Origin of the sequence: Novosphingobium naphthalenivorans NBRC 102051, from assembly GCF_001590985.1 — a bacterium.
Classification (GTDB): Bacteria; Pseudomonadota; Alphaproteobacteria; order Sphingomonadales; family Sphingomonadaceae; genus Novosphingobium; species Novosphingobium naphthalenivorans.
In genome coordinates this window covers 1-19,450 of the sequence record NZ_BCTX01000083.1, presented here as the reverse complement: position 1 = coordinate 19,450, position 19,450 = coordinate 1, and the positions used below count along the sequence as shown (strand labels likewise).

14 protein-coding genes are annotated in these 19,450 nt (G+C 62.8%); 9 read left to right on the top strand and 5 right to left on the bottom strand.

All coding sequences use genetic code 11. The features are described 5' to 3' along the window. Positions 1-12: 12 nt before the first annotated feature. From NN5_RS20575 to NN5_RS20555, 5 genes are all read right to left on the bottom strand, one after another. A complete protein-coding gene (locus tag NN5_RS20575) occupies positions 13-1,590 on the bottom strand; it encodes a sensor histidine kinase (RefSeq protein WP_067737650.1) in 1,578 nt (525 codons plus the stop codon). Next, positions 1,587-2,294, bottom strand: coding sequence for a response regulator transcription factor (locus NN5_RS20570; protein WP_067737657.1), 708 nt, complete (start codon positions 2,292-2,294; stop codon positions 1,587-1,589). The genes NN5_RS20575 and NN5_RS20570 overlap by 4 nt, the downstream gene beginning before the upstream one ends. Before the next feature lie 31 nt (positions 2,295-2,325). Further along, complete coding sequence (locus tag NN5_RS20565; RefSeq protein ID WP_245656637.1) at positions 2,326-4,164, bottom strand: DUF4153 domain-containing protein; 1,839 nt, start codon at positions 4,162-4,164, stop codon at positions 2,326-2,328. A 413-nt stretch (positions 4,165-4,577) separates the two neighbouring features. Continuing rightward, positions 4,578-7,151, bottom strand: coding sequence for a TonB-dependent receptor (locus NN5_RS20560; protein WP_245656636.1), 2,574 nt, complete (start codon positions 7,149-7,151; stop codon positions 4,578-4,580). A 150-nt stretch (positions 7,152-7,301) separates the two neighbouring features. Beyond that, positions 7,302-8,351: a YncE family protein gene (locus NN5_RS20555; protein ID WP_245656635.1), complete on the bottom strand. Its 1,050-nt coding sequence runs from the start codon at positions 8,349-8,351 to the stop codon at positions 7,302-7,304. 182 nt (positions 8,352-8,533) lie between these two features. Between NN5_RS20555 and NN5_RS20550 the strand changes: the two genes are divergently transcribed. The 9 genes from NN5_RS20550 to NN5_RS20510 all read left to right on the top strand — a co-directional run bounded on the left by NN5_RS20550 (position 8,534) and on the right by NN5_RS20510 (position 19,322). Next, on the top strand, positions 8,534-9,202 hold the full coding sequence (locus NN5_RS20550) for a response regulator transcription factor (RefSeq protein ID WP_067737652.1): 669 nt from the start codon (positions 8,534-8,536) through the stop codon (positions 9,200-9,202). 130 nt (positions 9,203-9,332) lie between these two features. Next, positions 9,333-10,538 carry a sensor histidine kinase gene (locus NN5_RS20545; protein WP_245656634.1) on the top strand — a complete coding sequence of 402 codons (1,206 nt, stop codon included), beginning with the start codon at positions 9,333-9,335 and terminating at the stop codon, positions 10,536-10,538. A gap of 147 nt (positions 10,539-10,685) precedes the next feature. After that, positions 10,686-11,486 (top strand): MlaA family lipoprotein, encoded by an 801-nt coding sequence (locus NN5_RS20540; RefSeq protein ID WP_245656633.1) that lies wholly within the window; start codon positions 10,686-10,688, stop codon positions 11,484-11,486. A gap of 124 nt (positions 11,487-11,610) precedes the next feature. After that, complete coding sequence (locus NN5_RS20535) at positions 11,611-11,901, top strand: PepSY domain-containing protein (RefSeq protein WP_067737639.1); 291 nt, start codon at positions 11,611-11,613, stop codon at positions 11,899-11,901. Between the two features lie 9 nt (positions 11,902-11,910). After that, a complete protein-coding gene (locus tag NN5_RS20530) occupies positions 11,911-12,585 on the top strand; it encodes a response regulator transcription factor (RefSeq protein WP_067737637.1) in 675 nt (224 codons plus the stop codon). Further along, positions 12,582-13,931, top strand: coding sequence for a sensor histidine kinase (locus NN5_RS20525; protein ID WP_067737634.1), 1,350 nt, complete (start codon positions 12,582-12,584; stop codon positions 13,929-13,931). The genes NN5_RS20530 and NN5_RS20525 overlap by 4 nt, the downstream gene beginning before the upstream one ends. Next, positions 13,928-15,262 (top strand): TolC family protein, encoded by a 1,335-nt coding sequence (locus tag NN5_RS20520; RefSeq protein ID WP_067737631.1) that lies wholly within the window; start codon positions 13,928-13,930, stop codon positions 15,260-15,262. The genes NN5_RS20525 and NN5_RS20520 overlap by 4 nt, the downstream gene beginning before the upstream one ends. Further along, positions 15,253-16,284 (top strand): efflux RND transporter periplasmic adaptor subunit, encoded by a 1,032-nt coding sequence (locus tag NN5_RS20515; protein WP_067737630.1) that lies wholly within the window; start codon positions 15,253-15,255, stop codon positions 16,282-16,284. The genes NN5_RS20520 and NN5_RS20515 overlap by 10 nt, the downstream gene beginning before the upstream one ends. Beyond that, positions 16,281-19,322: an efflux RND transporter permease subunit gene (locus NN5_RS20510; RefSeq protein WP_067737628.1), complete on the top strand. Its 3,042-nt coding sequence runs from the start codon at positions 16,281-16,283 to the stop codon at positions 19,320-19,322. The genes NN5_RS20515 and NN5_RS20510 overlap by 4 nt, the downstream gene beginning before the upstream one ends. The last annotated feature ends 128 nt before the right edge of the window (positions 19,323-19,450 follow it).

Below are 19,450 nucleotides of genomic sequence, written 5' to 3'. Positions count from 1 at the left end.
AGCGTCCGCGGCCTAAGCGGGTATCAATGCGATCGGGCATCGAATCTGGAAATGCGCCCCCACCGCTGCGGAGAGAACCGCTATTTGAGCACGATACGCCGCCAGCAGCGATCGTGTGACAGGAAGGCCAAGGCCAGTACCGCCCTGGTCCCGCTTGCTGGTAAAGAAGGGATCGAACACTTTGTCCTGATCAGCAGGGGCAATGCCCGGTCCGTTGTCACGGACATCGACAAGAACATCGCTTCCGCTTTGGCTGACGGCGATGTCGAGGCGGGAAGCTCCCGACTGTCTTGCGTTTTCCGCCAGTGCGGTCAGTGCCGCCTGGAGGGCGCCGACATCGATCGCCAGAAGGGGCAGGTTCGCAGCAATGTCTACATGGATATGGAAGTCATCGCCTTGCAGCGCGTCTGCCACGTAAGCCGCAATCGAGGCCGCATCGGCCCTTGCGTTCGGCTCACCTACCAGCACGTCGGCCCGTGCCAGTTCCATCAACCGGCCGACCATGCGGGACAGCCGGTTGGCATCAGCGGCCATGTTGGCCAGGAAGCGCTCGCGCACGTCGGGCGGCATGTCCGACCCGTGATCCTCCAGCAGTTCGATCGTGCCCGAGATCGCCGCCAGAGGCGTCTTGAATTCGTGACTGACCGAAGCGGCAAAGTCGCGCAGATAGTTCGAACGCCTGGCGATGCTTTGGGCCATTTGCTCGAAATCGGCGAACAGCGCATCGATCTCCACCACCTTGAGTGCCGGGCGCCTGGCGGGAACGTGTCTGCCAGCGGCCAGTTCGCGCGTGGCGCGGCTCAATCCTTCGATCGGACGGACGATCGCGCGCGCGAGTACCGCCGTCAGAAACAGCAGGACCAGGAAGATGACGCCGACGCCCAGCGCGATCTTGCCGCGGTCCTCATACATTCCGCGAAACAGCGCGCGCGGTGAGCGCGAGACGAGGAGCGCGCCAACGACGCGATCTCCCACTTTCACCGGCCGGGCATAGTGAAGCCGAAGGTTGGCGGCGCGGCTCAGCCATTCGAGCGGATAATGCGGTTCGTACTTTTCGTTGCGGCGCAGCACTGTCCGGCCCCTGCCCGCAAGGGCCGCTTTCACCTCCGGCAGCATGGCAAGACTGCGGCCAGTTTCAGGCCCGTTCAGGACAATGCCGTTGCTGTCGAGCATGATGATCGAGGACAGGGTGGCGAGCCGGGTCTCGGCGAACGCCTGCTCCATTCGCCGAGCGACATCCTCGGCGCTCCCTTGCGGCGCGAAGCGGACTGACGCGGCGGACGGCCTCGGCGGCAGGATGGGAGACGAACTGAGATCCACTTCGGTCTGCCGGTCGCGGTATTCCGGGGGACCGGTAGGAGACGCGGGCGGAACCCCCGGCCACAACAGGGCTGCTGTAGCGCCAAGCGCGGCGGCCTGCGCCACGAGTTCAGCTTCGGTGCGCCGGACCAGCGCATTTTCATAGACGCGCAGGAATATGGCGCCCAGCCCCGGCAGCGCCGCCACGAACAGAAAGGTTCCTAGCAGGATCGTGCGCAGCCGCAGGACCGGCCAGACAGTTGCAACTAGCGCTTTGAGCCGGGCGATCATTCGCCAGCGGCCGCCCCGGTGCAGGCGCCGAGCCGATAGCCGATGCCGGCGCGGGTCTCGATAATATCGCCGCCGCCCACCTCCCCGAATTTGCGCCGGAGGTTGCGCACATGGCTGTCCACCGTACGATCGGTGAGAGCGAAGCCTGGTCCTCTTAGCCTGTCGATGATCTCATCACGGCTGAAGATGCGCCTGGGAGCATTGGCAAGCGTGCGCAGGATTTCGAATTCCGTGACGGTAAGGCTGACTTCGCGTGTGTCCCAGCGGGCGCTCCACGCCTCGGAATCCAGGCTGAGCAGGCCATGTTGGACCTCGAACGCCGCGACGGGTTCATTCCGCGGTGTGGTGCGCCGCAGGATAGCGGTGGCCCGCGCGACGACTTCACGCGGGGAGAAGGGCTTCACCACATAGTCGTCCCCGCCCAGTTCGATCCCCAGCACCCGGTCGATCTCGTCATCGCGCGAGGACAGGAAGAAGATCGGCACATCGCTGCTGGCGCGCAGCCTGCGGCAGACTTCCAGCCCGTCCATACGCGGCATGTTGATATCCAGTATTACCAGATCGGGCGCGTGCTGTTCGACCTGGGCGATCGCCGCCTCCCCGTCAGGCGCCTCTATCGTTGCCATGCCGGCCTTGGCGAAGGCAAAAGCCAGCAACTGGCGGATGTGCGGATCGTCATCGACGATCAGGATCGTTCTGGACATGGAGGGCATGTTCCCGTCCCTTCGCTGTCTGTCAACGCGGTGTCGCCTGCGGTTGGAGTGCCGTGGAAGTGGCAGACTGATATCCGACGGTCTTTGACGCCGGAGCTTCTATTTTAGGCACTTGGGTTTCATACAACGCGCCGTTGCACAGGCGCTCACCTTGGGCGATGGTCCGGATGGGACGCTTGGCCAAGATCCGATAGGCCTGCTCGAGACGCCACTGCCCCCGAAGGCTCCAGCCGCCTCCCGTCTGGTCCCGCTCCAGTTGATCAAGGTTCATCTCGCGCACGGCCTGCACCCGTTCACGGAACGCCGGATCGATGTCGCTCCGGCCTTCCAGTTCGATCAGCGGCAGCAGCGCTGATGCGCCGAGACGATTGAGATAACATAAGTCCAGATGAACGCCCGTCCCGCCGACTTCGCGGGCGTGGCGTACGTTCCACTGCGCCGCCACAGTCCCGATATCGACAAAGCTGGCGACTGTCAGCACCGTCAGCGCTGCCGCAAGGTTGATGTTGATGAGCCACGCGGCGCTCCGCCTGTGCAGGAGACGCCAGCAAATCGCGGCAAGACCGAATCCGACGAGCCCCATCCAGGCCAAGGCCGCGATGCGCAGGCCAGTGAGCGAATAGGCATCGACATAGTCGACCGTGCGCAGGATCGAGGAACCGACAAGGACGATGTTCTGCGCGATCCACACCACGACAAGACGCCTGATCAGCGGAACCTCTGCGGTCGCCGAACCGGGGCGGAGCGTGGCCAGCACGAACAGTGCGGCCAACAAGGCGGTGGCGATCAGCGGATAGGCACCGCGATGGGCATAGTCTGCTAGAGTCACTCCCGCCGGCATCGAGGCCAGACCGCCGAGATAGAGCAGGTCCATCAGGTTCTGCAGCGCAAAGATCAGGTTGAAGGCGATCAGTGACAGCGTCACCGAGCCCGGCGAGACGCCAGGCAAAGCAAGGTCTCCAGATCCATCGAATGTCGGCAGCGGCCGTTGCGCCAACCGTGGCCGAAGCAGCGTCCAGGCTGTCAGCGCCAGAAGTACCCAAAGGACCGTACGAAAGAAGCCTGGAATGCTCAGTTCGGGAAAGCGTAGCGACGCGAACAGATGCTCCAGAACCGGGTTTGCCGCCGCGAAGAGAAACAGGAATACGGCGCTGCCCAGCACGGGCAGGACAAGTTGTGGCAAACTCGCCTGCAAATACCGGCGCGATGTGCGCCGCCGCCGAGCCTTGAGCATGCGCCCCCAATCGAACAGCGGCGCGAACGGCGCTTGCAAGGATAGCCATACGAGCCGCTGGAACCAGCGCCAGCCATCGTCGAAACGCCCCGTCATCGGTAGAAGTGTGGCCATGGCCGCGGCGGTCCAGAACAGGGTCCACGTCAGCAAGCCGGCATCGCGGATCAGCGCGAAGGCAAAGACCAACGCAAAAGCAACGGCGGCCAAGGCCCGACGATCACACCAGATCGCGGGTCGCCCGGCCATCAAGGCGGCAAGAAGCGCCAGAGCATAGAGGCCGAAATGCCCGCCGTAGAGTTCACGCTGAAAGAACATCCAGTCTCCAAGCCAGACGAGCAGGACGGTCAACGCTACCTTGAACAGGAAGCGTGCGGTGAATTGCGAAACTGACGCGGGCATGCAGGTTCTCCCCTGGGATCGGGGAGTTGATGCCTGGGCCTTGCAAAGGGTTGCGGGTAAAAGTGGAGGATTCCTGGCGAGCGTCTTGTGCAGATTCGGTGCAGATGAACGAAAGGAAGCTTTCGGGCCGCCCTGTCGGGGCGCGGAATGACCGCTCTGTTGGCGGCTCTGGACACGACGTTGGAGCCTGTCGGAAGTGGCGGATTCCGACCCTTGCCTGCCATTCATGATCACTTGTCGTCTCCCTGAAAGTGGACAGATTTTCCGTCCTGCACCTCCATCGCCCAATGCCAGGGAAGTGGGACAGACCAAACCGCTCCTTTCGGATGCGGACCGGACGAAGCGGCCGTGCTTTCATGCCGACTGCTGCGCGAACGCTGACTTCCTATGACGGAGATGGTGAGGCTTTTGAGGGAAAGTGATTTGAGCGCTAGACATTCAAGCGCTGTTGTCCGGGCTGCTCAAGTGTGGTCGCTCAGATCAACACGTACAAGGAACTCAATCTGGGGCTGCCCCCAAAAAGCCCTTTTATTCAGGCAAATGAACGGGAGCCATCAGCAAATCGCCCCCGTTCAGGTAGGGCTGTGTCTTATAGTTTTGTCTGGCAGATGCCGTGATTGGGCTGCCAGACAATTTGGCGATCAGAACCGCAATTTCACACCGCCTTCCAGCGTCAGATCGTAGAACTCCCGCTGGATCGGGCGGTTGGGCGTTCCTTCGTAGAAGCGAAGCGGTGCATTGGTGAGGTTCTTCGCATTGACGTAGAACTGCACGTTCTTGCTGAAGTCATAGCTGCCGTTGAAATCCAGGGTGTAGCGGCTGTCCTGAAACACGTCGGTCGCCCGGCTGTCGCTGACACCGAACAGCACGGTGCTTTCGAATTGCGAGGACAGCCGGAGCTGGACCGGGCCGCGCTCATAGAAGACAGCGGCATTCCATGACCAGGGAATGGTGCCGGGCATGGCCACGCTTCCTTCGCCATCGCGCAGCGCTACCGAAGACGACACGTATGTCAGGTTGGCGTCGATGCCGAGCCCGCCCAGCAGGCCCGGCAGTCCCGTGAATTTGTCGACGAAGTTGGCTTCGATCCCCCGGGCATAGGCACCCGAGACATTTTCGTAAGTCTGGATCAACGCGGTTCCGGTGATACCCGAATAGCTGCCACGCACCGCGCGGGTGACGATGAAGCTCTTGATCTCCTTGTCGAAGGCACCGACCGAAATGATGCCGCTGTCAGGCAGGTAGTATTCCAGGCTGGCGTCGAAGCTGTGGCCGTACATGGGCTTCAGATCGGGGTTCCCGGTCGACACCACGCCGCCGCCTACGTCGATGCTGGTAGCCTGAAGCGTCTGATAGAAGCCGGGACGGGCGATGCCGGTGGAGTAGGTCGCGCGGGCTATCAGGTTGGGCGTGGCCTGATAGCGCAACTGCAGCGTGGGGAAGACGTTGTCGTAGCTGTGCGGGGTGGAAAGCGGGCCTGTTTGGACAGCCCCGTTCACGATGGAATCGCCAATACCGCGATAGATCGCCTCGGTATGTTCATAGCGGACGCCGGTCAGGATCCCGAGTTTGCCAATGGAGGCCCGGTACTGGATGTAGGCCGCCGCGATGTTCTCGGTATCGTCGAAGTAGCTGCCCGTATCGAGGCTGAGGGCCGTGCCGCTGCCGTTGAACAGCTTGGTCATCTGGCCGGTATCGATATTGGGCCCGATGTTCGCTCCGGTGTTGTAGAAATTGGTAACCGCGGAACCGGAGGCCGCATCGCTCAGAAGCAGCGTCCCGCCGTCATATGCGTACTTGGCGGCATAGGGCGAAGAGATCTTTTCGCGATAGCGCAGCTTGCCGCCGATCTTGAGTTCGTCGTCAGCCGCAAGGTGAAGCGGCGTTGCGGCATTGAGCGCGTAGGACCATTCGCGGTCGCGTGAATTTTCCGTCGCATTCTTGATGGTGTCGAGCGCATAGTTGGCCGGATCGGTGACGCTGCCACCACTCAGGACCTTGAATACCGGATAGTCGGGATTGGTAGTGTTGTCGTATGCGATCGTAAGGTCGGATGGTCCGGCAAATTCAGTGTTGTAGTCCGTGTACTTCTTATAGGTTGCGCGGGAATAGGCCGCGAACCAGTCGATGTGCACAGCGCCCAGATGATGATCGCCACCCAGCTGCAGGACGACATTCTGCTCCTTGACGTCGCTGTCGCGCAGGGTTTTGACGGTCGAGGCGCCGGTCGCGATAAAGCCCTTGGCATTGGACGGATCGGTGACAACCGAGTCACCCAGACCGTCTATTTCAAGGCGGTTGCGCAACACGCGTTCGTTATATCCCGCAACATTCGCTCGCAGGAAAATGCGGTTTTCGCTGTTCGGGGTGAAGTCGAACTCGCCCGAATAGCCGAAGCGTTTGCGATTGTAGTTGTAGCGGCGCAGTTCAAGCGCGTCGAAAGCCTTGTCGGGCGTGCCGTTCGCCTGATCGTTCTTGTAGGCTGCTTCGAGGTCGTCAAAGCTGCGCTTGTCGTTGTAGAGAAACTGGCTCAGCACGAAGGAGAACGGGGCATCGCCATCGGCATTCGTACCGCCGAGCGGACCACCGACCACCACTTCGTCGCGGTAAAGTCCGGTGTTCTGGTCGGTCTCAATCCCGCCGCCAAGTGTGACATGAGCATAAAGCCGCTTGGCGCCGATGGCGGTGCGCGGGCTCAACTCGACTGATCCGCCGATACCCTCCGCGTCATGGTCAGGCAGGCCGGTTTTGGTAACAATCATCCGGTCCACCGCGCCGATCGGCACGGTATCGAATTCGACCGCGCGGCCCGCGGCGTTGAAATAGGTGTAGCTCGGCGAGGTGTTGAGTAGGACGACGCCGCCAAAGGTGGCACCGTTGAAGTTGCCGTCGAGCCCGCGGATGTTCACGTAGCGGCCCTCGGCCGTGTCGATGGACAGCGAGACGCCGGGCATGCGGCTCAGTGCTTCGGCGGAATTGACGTCCGGGTATTTCGCGATCGTTTCGGCGGACTGAATATTCTGGATATTCATGGCCTTTTTCTGCTCTGCGCGAGCAGTCTTCGCCAGCCGCTGTCCTGTCACTACGATTGTTTCGCCCTTGACGCTGGCGGCATCCGGCCCGGAACCGGTCGTATCAGCCCCCCATGCGGGCGCAGCGGCCAAGGGGATGGCGATTACAGACGACGACAAAAGCAGAAATGATCCGGACCTCATAAATGCGCCCCTAAGTGTTTTTCAAGGTTGGTGGTTATGTCGTAAAATCAACACTTGGGGCGCTAGAATTGGTCTATTACATAATTGAGACCTATTGCCGATAAGTAATCATCATTGCGAACTATCAATATAGTTTACATTATTGTTACTTTAGGAAGGAGAGGCCACGAGGACGTGAAATGTCCCGGGCACCGGCTTTGGTCGCTGCCCGGCGGGAGCCGCGCCCCATTTCGCGGTCGGCAGATAGAGTTTTCCGGTACGCGGATCGAGCGCGCCGGTGCGTGCGCCTGGCTCGGTCTTCACCGTTCCCGTCACGCGAGGCGCCTGCGCGCCATCAAGGGCAATGACGCTGAGCGTTCCGTCACGTCCACAAGGAATATAAGCCTTGCGACGGGCCGCATCGAGAATGACCGCATCCGGTCCCTGGCCGATGTCGAGCAGCTTCACGAGCTTGCGGGATCTTGCATCGACCACCGCCGCCTTGCCGTTGTCGCAGGCGCTGATGAGTATTCCGGACCTGGCATCATAGGCGAGGCCGGATGGCGCTTCACAGCCGGTCAGTGCGATCGATTTCCCGGGCTTGCCAGTGGCGAGATCGGCGGTTTCCAGCTCATTCTCGTCCTCGTTGTTCGCAAACAGCGAAGATCCCGGCCCCTGCTGCGGATATTCCAGGCCCGGCTTGAGTGTAATGGTACGCACGACCTTCATGGCCTTCGGGTCGATTTCGGACACCGTCCCGGCTTTGGCGTTCATGACGACGGCCAGTTTGAGGCTGGTGGAATAGAACGCGCCGTCGGGATCCTTGCCTACCGCAGTCCGGCCCAGTTCCCGCCCCGACCGGGTGTCCAGAAAGCGCACGCTGTCGTCATGGCCGCTGGTCACCATGAGCGTGGAAGTGCCGGGAAGCAGCACAACGGCATGGCCATGGGCAATCGCGCCTATCGAGGGGAGAGCCTTGCCTTTGGACAAGTCGATGACAGTGACGCTGGTGGAACGGGCGACGTACAGCCTGTCATGCGCCGGATCGACGCTGGCGTAGTCCCAGCCGCCATCCGGGCCGCTGATATGGCCGGTGACCGCTGGAGTCGTGGATGCTGCAGCGGCGGTGGCCATCAGCAACGCGAGACCTGCGTAAGATGCAGTAAGAGGATGGATGCGCATGAGACTGTTTTCTCCCTCGTCGTCAACGGGCCGGACCATGAAATGACGCGAACGGGGAGGCCACTGCAATTTGCGGATCGCGCATGACATTGCCAACTTTCAATACTTGTGGCGATTGCGGGACGGATTTCGTTCATGAACATTGGGAACTTCCAATGAATTCCCGCGCCACGCGCGATTAGACAGACGGCGTTCAGCAGGATGGAGTGCAGACCTTGGACGTGCTTGTCGTTGAGGATGATCTGCGAACGCGGGAACTTGTCCGCGAGAGCCTGGAGGGCAAGGCGCAAACAACACTGGTCGGAACCTGCGCCGAGGCGCTTCATGCCGCGGGGGAGCGCGAATTCGACGTGGCCATCGTTGATCGCATGCTTCCGGATATCGACGGGATCGAAGTCGTGACGGAACTGCGCCGCAGAGGTTCGCAGACCCCGATCCTGCTGCTTACCGCGCTGGGTTCGGTCAATGATCGTGTCCGCGGCCTCGATGCCGGAGCGGATGACTATCTGGTCAAACCTTTCGCTCAGACGGAACTTCTCGCGCGGGTCGCCGCCCTGTATCGCCGCCCGCTGCTCGGCGCGCGCACCACGCAGATCTCCGTGCGGGATATCGATATCGATCTTCTCGGCCGCCGGGTGCGCCGCGCGGGCCAGACCGTGCATCTCCAGCCCCGCGAGTTCGATCTTCTCGCCCTGCTTGCGCAACATGCGGGCCGTCCGGTGACACGCAAGATGTTTCTCGAACAGGTCTGGTGCATTCACTATGACCCGACGACGAATATCGTCGAAAGTCATATCAGCCGGCTGCGCTCGAAACTGAAGCGCGGCTTCAAGGATGATCCGATCGAGACCATTCAAAATGTGGGATATCGGATGCGCGAAAGTGTCTAGACTGTTCGCCAGCGCGGCTTACCGGCTGGCTTTCACTTATACGGCGGTTTGCGCGCTGGCGATTCTTCTGCTGGGCACAGGGGTCTATCTGGCGGCCGGGGCAGCTATCCAGCAGCAGCAGGATGAGGACTTGCGCAAGGAAGGCGATGCGCTGTTCAGAGCCTACCAGAAAGGCGGTCGGGCTTACCTCTTGGAGGCGCTCCAGCGCCGTGAAGCTTCTCCGAACAACGATTTCGTCTATGCTCTTTTCGATCATGGCCGAAAGATCGCGGGCAAGTTCGAGGCTGGCGAACCGCCTCGTGGCCTGAGCAACCTGACCTTCATCGACCCTCGGGAAGGGCCTGATCAGGCACGTGGCCTGCTGACCCGGCTTCCGGATGGAACGGGTTTGCTTGTTGCCCTGGACACCGAAGGCCTTGAACGTCTCGATGCGACGATCCTCTTGCTCTTTTCCATCGCCTTCGTTCTGATCGTGGCTCTTGGAATCGCCGGTTCCTTGGCACTGGGACGGCATCTGAAACAGCGGTTGGACAGGATATCGACGACCGCCACAGCCATTGCATCCGGAGATCTGGCCAGCCGTATCGAGGAGTCCGGAGCATCGGATGAATTCGACCGGGTGGACACCGCGCTCAATGCGATGCTTGACCGGATCACGTCGCTGCTGGAAAATCTTCAGCAGGTCTCAAGCGATATTGCCCATGATCTACGCACACCGCTTACCCGGCTGCGGGCCGAGATCGAAGCGGGCCTGAACCGGCCAGACAATGCCAGGGCCATGCACGAGGCCTTGCAGCGGGCGCTGGACCAGAGCGACAGCGTCCTGTCCCTGTTCGCGGCGATCCTGCGCATCGCGGAAGTCGAGGGAGGAACGGCTGCAAGCGGCTTCCAAAGGCTCGATCTCAGTGCCCTCACCGCATCGGTCGGCGAAATGTACGGACCGGCCCTAGAGGATCAAGGCCGTTCCCTTCACTGCTCGGCTGACACCGGGCTTGCGATCCTGGGAGACAGAGAACTGGTAATGCAGGCTCTTGGCAACCTGCTCGACAATGCCCTGGCTCACACGTCACCGGGAACGGACATCCACGTGACGGCGCGGCGGGATGCCGGCGGAATCCATGTAGCGGTGGCGGACAACGGCCCTGGCATTGCCGCGGCCGACCGCGAGCGCGTGGTGCGGCGCTTCGTGAGACTTGACGCCAGCCGGTCCTGTATCGGGCATGGCCTTGGGCTCAACCTCGTGGCGGCGGTCATGAAAGCGCATGGCGGATCGCTGCGCCTCGATGACAACCGGCCGGGCCTGGTGGTCACAATGACATTTCCCGCTGCAGAATAAGGCGGAGAAAAGCAGAACGGGCCTTGAGACCTCAACGGGTCAACTGAGGCAATTGCCGTTCAGCAGAGTCTTTGCCGGTAACTGTCCCGCGTTGTCGCGCGGACGGCGTTCCACGAGCACCGGAAAGGATATCCTATGAGCTTGGCAATGGCGCTTCTGGCATTGCAGCCTGTGCAAGACATGGCGGTTGCCCCGGTTCCGGAACCTGCCGTCACTCAGGCAGCCGCCGCGGATCACGCGGACGTGCCTGCACCTTCAACCGATATCGTGGTCACGCGGCCGCTCGCGCCGGATCCGGCCGAGGCCGTCAACATCAAGTCCTTCGAAGCGACGCAGGCAGTGGACAAGGCTGTCTTTCGCCCCGTGGCAACAGCCTACAAGCATGGCGTTCCCCATCCGGTCCGTATCGGGGTGCACAACTTCCTGAAGAACCTGCATGAGCCTGTAGTGGCCCTGAACTATGTCCTGCAGATCAAGCTGGGCAAGGCCGCAGAAACGGTCGGCCGGTTTGCGATCAACTCCACTCTGGGGGTGGCCGGCCTGGTTGATGTCGCCCGGAAAAAGCCGTTCAATCTCCCCCGCAGGCCCAATGGGTTCGCGGATACTCTCGGCTACTATGGCGTTGGCCCCGGGGCCTATTTCTACGTTCCGCTGGCCGGACCAACAACCGTTCGCGATGCGCTGGGTACAATCGCCGACGGATTGGTGCTTTCTGCGGGCATTGGTGCTCCGTTCAACAAAAAGGCGTTTGCCGTTCCCGCCGTCGCCATTGGCGCGGTCGACCGGCGGGCGGAACTTGAAGGAACCCTGGCCGAACAGCGCCTGCAGGATCAGGATGCCTACGCCTCGCGCCGCGACCTCTACTTGCGGGCACGAGCGGCTGAAATCGAGGCCCTGCATGGCAGGCAACACCTGCAGCCCTGTAACGATCCGCAATCCAGGCTCTGACCAGGACAGGGCGGAAGCCGTTCCGCCCAAGGTTGCCAAATTGTATCCCCCGCGCAAACTCCAACCAATCTATAGGCAGGTATTCCATGGGGCATGCGATCATGCATGCCATTGGAGAAGATTGATGAATCGGACTTCACAATTCGCCCTGCTGCCGCTTGCTGCGGCGGCGATCCTGCTTTCCGGCACGGCCGGCGCCGCTCCTAAGCCCAAGGTATCCAAGACCCAGGCAGAGGCGATCGCGCTCAAGGCGGCGCCAGGCAAGATCGTCGAATCCGACTACGAAAAGGAAGACGGAATCTGGCGCTGGTCGTTCGATATCCGGCAGGGCAAGCGCATTCACGAGATCGGCATCGACGCCATGACCGGCAAGGTCGTCGAAAGCAGCTTTGAAAACCCCGGCAACAAGGACTGACCGGAGGTCATGCGTATCCTGGTGGCCGAGGATGAACCGGAAACCGCCCAGTTCGTGGCGAACGGCCTCCGGGAGCATGGCCACAACGTGCTGCTCGCGGGAACTGGCCTGGATGCGCTGCACTTTGGCCTGACCGAGGATGTCAGCCTGATGATCCTCGACCGGATGCTGCCGGAGCTGGACGGACTGTCCGTGTTGCTCCGGCTGCGTGCGGCCGGGATCACGGCGCCGGCCATCATGCTGACGGCACTTGGCCGGATCGAGGACCGCATCGAAGGTCTGGATGCCGGGGCCGACGACTATCTGGTCAAGCCTTTCGCCTTCGGCGAGCTGTTCGCCCGGGTCAACGCGCTCAACCGCCGGGCCGCCCCGCAAGAGGCGGTCACGCGGCTGGTGGCGGGCCCCATCGACATGGATCTGCTGCGCCGCGAGGTACGCCGCGAGGGCGTGCCGATCCTGCTTCAGCCCCGCGAGTTCCGCGTGCTGGAGGAACTGATGCGCCACCCCGGTGAGTTCGTGACACGCACCATGCTGCTGGAACGCGTGTGGGATTTCCATTTCGATCCGCAGACCAAGATCGTCGAGACGCATATGAGCCGCCTGCGGTCGAAGTTGAACGAAGGCGGATTGCCGGACGTTATCGAGACCGTGCGCGGCGTAGGCTACCGGATCCGGACATCATGAGAGTCCTGTTCAGGAGTGCCGCGTACAGAATTGCTTTCATTTCGTCGCTGGCTTTCGCGCTTGCGGCCCTGTGTCTGGGAGGGGCGGTTTACTATGCTGCCCATGCCGCGCTGGCCCGCCAGTTGGATGCCAGTATCGAACAGGCCACGGGCAACCTCCTGGCCGAACTCCATGATGACGGGATGGATGGCCTTCGCGAAGCCCTTTCACAGCGGGACGCGAGCGGCCCTGATACTTTGGGATATGCGCTATTCGATCTTTCAGGCCGCAGGATTGCGGGCCGGATGAACACAGCGAGGGCAGCGCCCGGCTGGCATCGGATCATGTTCCTGGATCCCAAAGAGGGCGCCGATCCGGCGCGTGCTCTCGTAACCGGGCTTCCTTCCGGCTATCAGCTCATTGTTGCCGCCGACCTGGAGCCGTTGGAGGAGATCGACCACACCGTCCTGATGATGTTTGGCGTGGCCTGCGTGGCACTGGCAGGGCTCGGAGCTCTCGGCACGCTGCTGCTCGGCGGTTATCTGCGGCGGCGCTTACGTAGAATCGAGAGCACGGCGTCGGCCATCGTCACCGGAGACCTGACGCCGCGCATGGAGATCGGACCGCGCGACGATGAATTCGACCGGGTGGCGGCATCACTCAATGCCATGCTGGACCGGATCGAAGCGCTGGTAGTGAACCTCCGGCAAGTCACGAGCGACCTGGCGCATGATATGCGCACGCCGCTGGCCCGTCTGCGCAACCGCCTAGAGATCTTGCGCGACCGCTCGCGGGATCCGGAGTGCATCGATATCGCCAATGAGGCGGTGGAACGGGCAGACGATGTCCTGAAGCTGTTCCAGGCGATTCTGCGCATTTCGGAGCTTGACGGGACCGACCTGAAACACCGGTTCGCGCCTGTCGATCTGGGCAGGCTGGTTTTCGAGATGGGGGAGATGCATGCTCCGATCGCCGAGGATGAAGGGCGGCTTCTGCAATGGGATGGCGCGCTCGGATGCCTTGTTATGGGCGACCGGGAGCTGATCGCGCAGGCCCTGATTAATCTCATCGAAAATGCTCTGCGTCATACACCGCCGGGCAGCCGGATTTGCCTGACCGCTGCGTGCGATGCGCAGGCCGTGACGGTAAGTGTGTCGGACAATGGTCCGGGAATTCCGGAAGAAGAGCGAAAGCGTGTGTTTGAGCGCTTCGTGCGTCTTGAAACCTCGCGTTCGACGCCGGGGCACGGTCTGGGGCTCAGTCTCGTTCAGGCGGTTGCTCATGCCCACGATGCAACGGTAACCTTGCGCGACATGAACCCGGGACTGGAAGTCTCGCTCCACTTCAAGCGGAGGCAGAATACGTGAAACGGCATGCTTTGTTCGCCCTCCTGCTGACCAGCGGCTGCGCGCACTATGCTCCGGTTCCGATCGAGCCTGAGCCGGCAGCGCTGGCTGCACCGGTCGCCTCCGTGCTGGAGGAGAAGGCGGACAAGATCACCCGCCCCTGGCTCAAACCCGTTACGCTGGACCTCGCCGCACCGCTCACTCCGGACGCCGTGGCGACGCTGGCCGTGGTCAACAACCCGGACCTCAAGGCCGCGCGCGTCCGTGCGGGCGTTTCCGATGCCCAGGCTTTCGCGGCCGGGCTTCTGCCTGATCCCGGTATCAGCCTTGGCGCCAACAAAGTGCTGCATGGGCCCGATCCGATGATGGACCTGGCCAGCGCTGTCGCGCTCGATATCAACGCGCTGCGCACGCATGGCGTGACGCGCGAGAAGGCGCAGGCCGAAGCGCGGCAGGTGCGGCTCGATCTGGCCTGGCAGGAATGGCAAACGGCCGGGCAAGCGAGGCTTCAGGCGGTGCGTATCCAGGCGCTTGGCGAACAGTTGGCGTTGGCTCGCCAATCGGCGGACGCCGCGCAGTGGGTGTTCGACCGGACGCAGAAGGCGGCGGCAAGGGGCGATGTGTCAGGCAGCCGTTTGCAGGCTGCACGGATCGCCGCTCTTGACGCCAACAGCAAGCTGCGCACGGCGCAGCAGGATCTGACTACGGCTGACAGCGCCTTGTCCGCGCTTTTGGGTTTGCCGCCCGGTAGTGTCCCCCAGCTTGCTCCGGTGCCCTTGCCGGTTACGCCCTTGCCGGCGGATGCGCTGTTCGCGATTGCCCGTGAGAACCGGACCGATTTGAAAGCGCTTCAGGCGGGCTATGCTGCGCAGGAGGCCGCTGTGCACAAGGCCGTGCTCGATCAGTTCCCGACGCTCAATCTCACCGTCAACACCAACCGGGATTCGGCGGGCAACACGCTCTTTGGACCCGCCATCGATTTCACCCTTCCGCTGTGGAACCGCAATCGCGGCGGCATCGCGGTCGAACGGGCGACGCGCGCGGCGCTCAAGGCCGAATACGAAGCGCGCCTTTTCCAGACACGCGCGGATATCGACGCCGCTGAACAGGGCATCGCACTGGCCTTCCGCCAGCGTGCCGATGCCGAATCCGGTTTGAAGCGGCTGCGCGCCTATGCAGAGGCCGCGCGCAGTGCTGCCGAACGCGGCGACCTCAGCCGCGAAACCGCTGTCGCCGCACAGCAATCGCTTCGCGACAGGCTGACCCTGATCGCGCAAAGCGAACAGGCGATCCGCGAACAGATGATTGCCCTCGAACTTCTGACGGGTACGCCAAGGGAGGCATGGAAGTGATGATGCGCCGTTCCACTTTGTCACTGCTGTTGCTGCTGACGGGCTGTTCAGGCGGTGCGGGAGAGGGGGACAGCCAGCCGGACCCGGTCGCGCTGGTTTCGCTGGCACCTGCCACCAAAGGCAATGTTGAACAGATGCTGACGCTGTACGGTGCCGTCCAGAAAGACAGCTCTGTGCAATATGCGCTTTCCGCGCCCATTGAAGCCGTCGTCACCGAGGTCGCCAAGCCGGTCGGAAGCGCGGTCCAGGCTGGTGATGTCGTGGCCCGGCTCATGCCCAGTCCCGTCAGCCGCGCAGCGATGAGCAAGGCCGCCGGAGATTCCCGCACGGCGGATGAGGCTTACGCCCGTGCCAAACGCCTGCGCAGCGACGGCCTGGCCAGCGATGCCGACGTGGAAAGCGCACGCAGTGCCGCTGTCGCCGCCAGGGCGCAGCAAGACGCCATGGCGCGCAGTGCGCAAGACCTGACCTTGCGTGCCCGTTCAGCCGGGTATGTGGAAGCAGTGCCGGTGAACCCGGGCGATCTGCTTGCAGCAGGCAGTCCGGTGGCGACGCTCACGCGATCTGGTCCGCAGCGCGCGGGCTTCGGCATCGATCCGGCGGCGGCGGGACAGCTTTCACCGGGAACCCGCATTCGCGTGGGAGCGGCCGCCAGTGGCGCCATGTTGACGGTGCCGGTTGAAAGCATCGACACCACGGTTGACCCGATGACGCGTCTGGCATCGGTCTATGCCCGCATCCCAGCGCAGTCGCACCTTGCCCCCGGTCTGCCGCTGACAGCGCAGGTGCCGCTCGCGAACCGTTCCGATGCCTTGACCATCCCCTACGCCGCCCTGCTGGATGATGGCGGGCAGCCCTACGTCTATGTGGTCAAGGGCGGCATTGCGCACCGGCATGATGTCGTCACCGGCCCTGCCAGCAGCCAGCGGATCGCCATCCTGGAAGGCGTGGCTTCGGGAGATCAGGTGGTGACGGCGGGCGGGACCGCGCTAGAGGACGGCATGAAGGTGCGCACCAAATGAGCACCGGACTTGCACGTCACGCCCGCGCTCTATGGCTGGCGATGATCCTGCTCACGCTAGGCGGTATTGCCGGTGCTCTGAGCCTGCCGGTAAGCCTGTTCCCGCAGATCGACTATCCACGCGTGGTCGTATCGATCGACGCGGGCGAGCGCGACGCGGCCCAGATGGAAGCGCAGATCACCCGGCCCATGGAAATCGCCCTGCGCGGCGTGCCGGGCGTGACGCGCATCCGCTCCACGACGAGCCGTGGCTCAGCGGAAATCCAGCTAAATTTCTCCTGGGGCGAGAACATGCCGCAGGCTTTGCTCGCCACCCAAGGCGCGCTCGCCACCATTCAGCCGGACTTGCCCGGAGGCACCCGCTACACCGCGTGGCGCGCGGACCCGACGGTTTTTCCCGTCTATGGCATCGCACTGACTTCCAGGACACTCGACCAGGAAGCCTTGCGGCAGCTTGCCGTACTGAAGGTGCGGCCGGCCCTGACCAGCATAACCGGGGTCGCGGCTGTCGATGTATTGGGCGGTTCGCCGCGCACATTCGAAGTCGATGTCGATCCCGCGCGGCTCACTGCGCTTGGGCTTAGTCCTACAGACGTCGCGACGGCCCTGCGCAATGCCAATGTCGTGCGCGGGGCGGGCCGGGTGGAAGACCGGCATCGGCTCTATCTGGTGCTGGTCGAAAACCGCCTTGCCAATGCGGCAGACATCGCCGCGACCCCGATCAAGGCTGGCAATAGCGGCGGGGCCGGATTGGTGACCGTGGGCGATGTTGCCACGGTGCGCCCCTCCGTTGAGCCTAACTACACGTTGGTGACGAGCAACGGACAGAATGCTGTGCTCGTCAACGTCCGCCAGACCTTCAGCGGCGATACGGTGCAGGTCGTCAGGGACGTCTCGGCCAGAATGAAATCTCTGGGCCTGCCGCCCAGCGTGACCGTGACGCCGTTCTACGACCAATCGGAGCTGGTGACCGGCGCGGCCAACGCCGTGCGCGATGCCATCCTGCTGGGTGCGGTGCTGGCAGGACTGGTGCTGTTTGTGTTCCTGCGCTCGGTCCGGCTCATGGCGATCACGGCGGCGGTGCTGCCTGCGGTGCTGGCGGGGACCTGCCTGATCCTGTTCGCGATGGGCATGCATTTCGACATGATGACGCTGGGCGGCATGGCTGCGGCAGTGGGCCTTATCATCGACGATGCCGTGGTCATGCTCGAACACATGATGCGGCGCATGCAGGAAGGCGAAGCGAAAGACCCGCCGGGCCTGCTTGCCGCCGCCGCCGAAATGGGCAAGCCGCTGCTTGGATCGACCGGAGCGACGATCGTCGTCTTCCTGCCGCTGGCCTTCATTTCCGGCGTCACCGGCGGCTTCTTCAAGGCATTGGCGGTGACTATGGTGGCCGGGCTGAGCATATCGCTCATCTATGCGCGTTTCCTGATCCCTCTGGTCGCGGCCTACTGGCTGCGCGACAAGGATGCCCAGGCAGCGGAAAACGCGGGTGGTCTGCTGGGCGTGATCGTCTCGATGTACGACCGGGCCGCCCAGCAGGCCTTCAGGCGGCCGAAGCTGTTGGTTTTCGCGCTGCTCATCGGCCTCGCCGGAGCAGGTTTCTATTCCTATCGCCACGTCCCATCCGGGTTCATGCCGCACATGGATGAAGGCGGCTTCATCCTAGACTACAAGGCCCAGTCCGGCGCGGCGCTCAGCGACACCAACCGCCTGCTGAAGCAGGTGGAACAGATCATCCAGGCCACGCCGGAAGTCGCAAGCTATTCGCGGCGAACCGGCATCCAGCTTGGCGGCGGCCTGACCGAAGCCGACGAAGGTGACTACTTCATTCGCCTGAAAGGCGGATCGCGCCGGTCGATCGACGCGGTGATGGCCGACATCCGCCAGAAGGTCCAGGAGCGGGTTCCCGGCCTCGAAATCGAGACGGCGCAGTTGATGGAGGACCTGATCGGAGACCTCACCGCCGTTCCCCAGCCCATCGAGATCAAGCTGTTCGGCGATGATCCCCGAGCGCTGGAAAAAGCGGCGCAGCAGGTGGGGCAAACAATCGGCAAAGTGCCGGGCGTGGTGGAGGTGGTGGATGGCCTGCGGGTGGCCGGAGACGCAATCAGCGTCAAAGTCGATCCGGGCGCGGCATTGCAGCAAGGCCTCGATCCGGATGCGATCGCAAGCCAGCTCGAAGCGCTGGTGGGCGGTACATCGGCGACTCCGGTGCGTATCGGAGAACAGCTTGTCGATGTCCGCGTGCGCGGTCCGGGTTCGCTGCGCCAGCGTTCCAGCGAAATCGCCCAACTGCCGGTTACGGCACCCGATGGCCATACCGTCCGTGTCAGCCAGATCGCCAAAGTCTCTATCCTCGCCGGACAAAAACAGCTCACGCGCGAGGATCTGGCCCCGTTCATCGATGTGACGGCACGGCTGGAAGGGCGCGATCTGGGCTCTGCCATGAAGGACATCCGCACGGCCGTGACCAAGCTTTCCCTGCCACCCTCAATCCGTGTCGATTACGGCGGGCTTTATGCGCAGCAACAACAAAGCTTCACGGACCTCGCCATGGTCTTCGCCGCAGCGCTGCTGCTCTCGGCCCTGCTGCTGACCTTGCTCTATGAACGGATCGGATGGACCTTCGCGGCCATGACGACCGTATTGCTGTCCGCTGCCTGTGTGCTGTGCGGGCTGTGGATCACCGGCATCGAACTCGACATTTCCGCGCTCATGGGGCTGACTATGGTGGTTGGCATGGTCAGCGAACTGATCGTCTTCTTCTTCGCCGAAATCGACAGGGACAAACCGGTCAATCTGGCGGCCTTGCAGGAGGCTGGCCGCAAGCGCTTGCGGCCGATCCTGATGTCCGCGCTGATCGCAATCCTCACGCTCAGCCCGCTGGCCCTGGGCCTGAGCCGGGGCGCCGGCCTCCAGCGTCCGCTGGCAACGGCCATTATTTTCGGCCTGACGGCCGCGGTTCCGCTGGTGCTGCTGTTCCTGCCCGCTTTTGTCTCCATTCTCCCCAAGCGGGAACGCGGAGGTCTTTGAGTTTCAGAATCGTCGCGGAAGAATATGCACTTCGCATAAATGGCCGCGTTGCTGGCTGCTGCGGATGGCACATTTGTTACCGCGGTGCGTCCGGAATCTACGTCCTGGCCTCTGGAGCCGACCGTCTG

What these genes read in the sequence shown, in the direction of transcription:
- NN5_RS20575 (WP_067737650.1), bottom strand. Translation starts at nt 1,590, where the DNA reads ATGATCGCCCGGCTCAAAGCGCTAGTTGCAACTGTCTGGCCGGTCCTG.
- NN5_RS20570 (WP_067737657.1), bottom strand. Translation starts at nt 2,294, where the DNA reads ATGTCCAGAACGATCCTGATCGTCGATGACGATCCGCACATCCGCCAG.
- NN5_RS20565 (WP_245656637.1), bottom strand. Translation starts at nt 4,164, where the DNA reads ATGAATGGCAGGCAAGGGTCGGAATCCGCCACTTCCGACAGGCTCCAA.
- NN5_RS20560 (WP_245656636.1), bottom strand. Translation starts at nt 7,151, where the DNA reads ATGAGGTCCGGATCATTTCTGCTTTTGTCGTCGTCTGTAATCGCCATC.
- NN5_RS20555 (WP_245656635.1), bottom strand. Translation starts at nt 8,351, where the DNA reads ATGGTCCGGCCCGTTGACGACGAGGGAGAAAACAGTCTCATGCGCATC.
- NN5_RS20540 (WP_245656633.1), top strand. Translation starts at nt 10,686, where the DNA reads ATGGCGCTTCTGGCATTGCAGCCTGTGCAAGACATGGCGGTTGCCCCG.
- NN5_RS20535 (WP_067737639.1), top strand. Translation starts at nt 11,611, where the DNA reads ATGAATCGGACTTCACAATTCGCCCTGCTGCCGCTTGCTGCGGCGGCG.
- NN5_RS20530 (WP_067737637.1), top strand. Translation starts at nt 11,911, where the DNA reads ATGCGTATCCTGGTGGCCGAGGATGAACCGGAAACCGCCCAGTTCGTG.
- NN5_RS20525 (WP_067737634.1), top strand. Translation starts at nt 12,582, where the DNA reads ATGAGAGTCCTGTTCAGGAGTGCCGCGTACAGAATTGCTTTCATTTCG.
- NN5_RS20515 (WP_067737630.1), top strand. Translation starts at nt 15,253, where the DNA reads ATGGAAGTGATGATGCGCCGTTCCACTTTGTCACTGCTGTTGCTGCTG.
- NN5_RS20510 (WP_067737628.1), top strand. Translation starts at nt 16,281, where the DNA reads ATGAGCACCGGACTTGCACGTCACGCCCGCGCTCTATGGCTGGCGATG.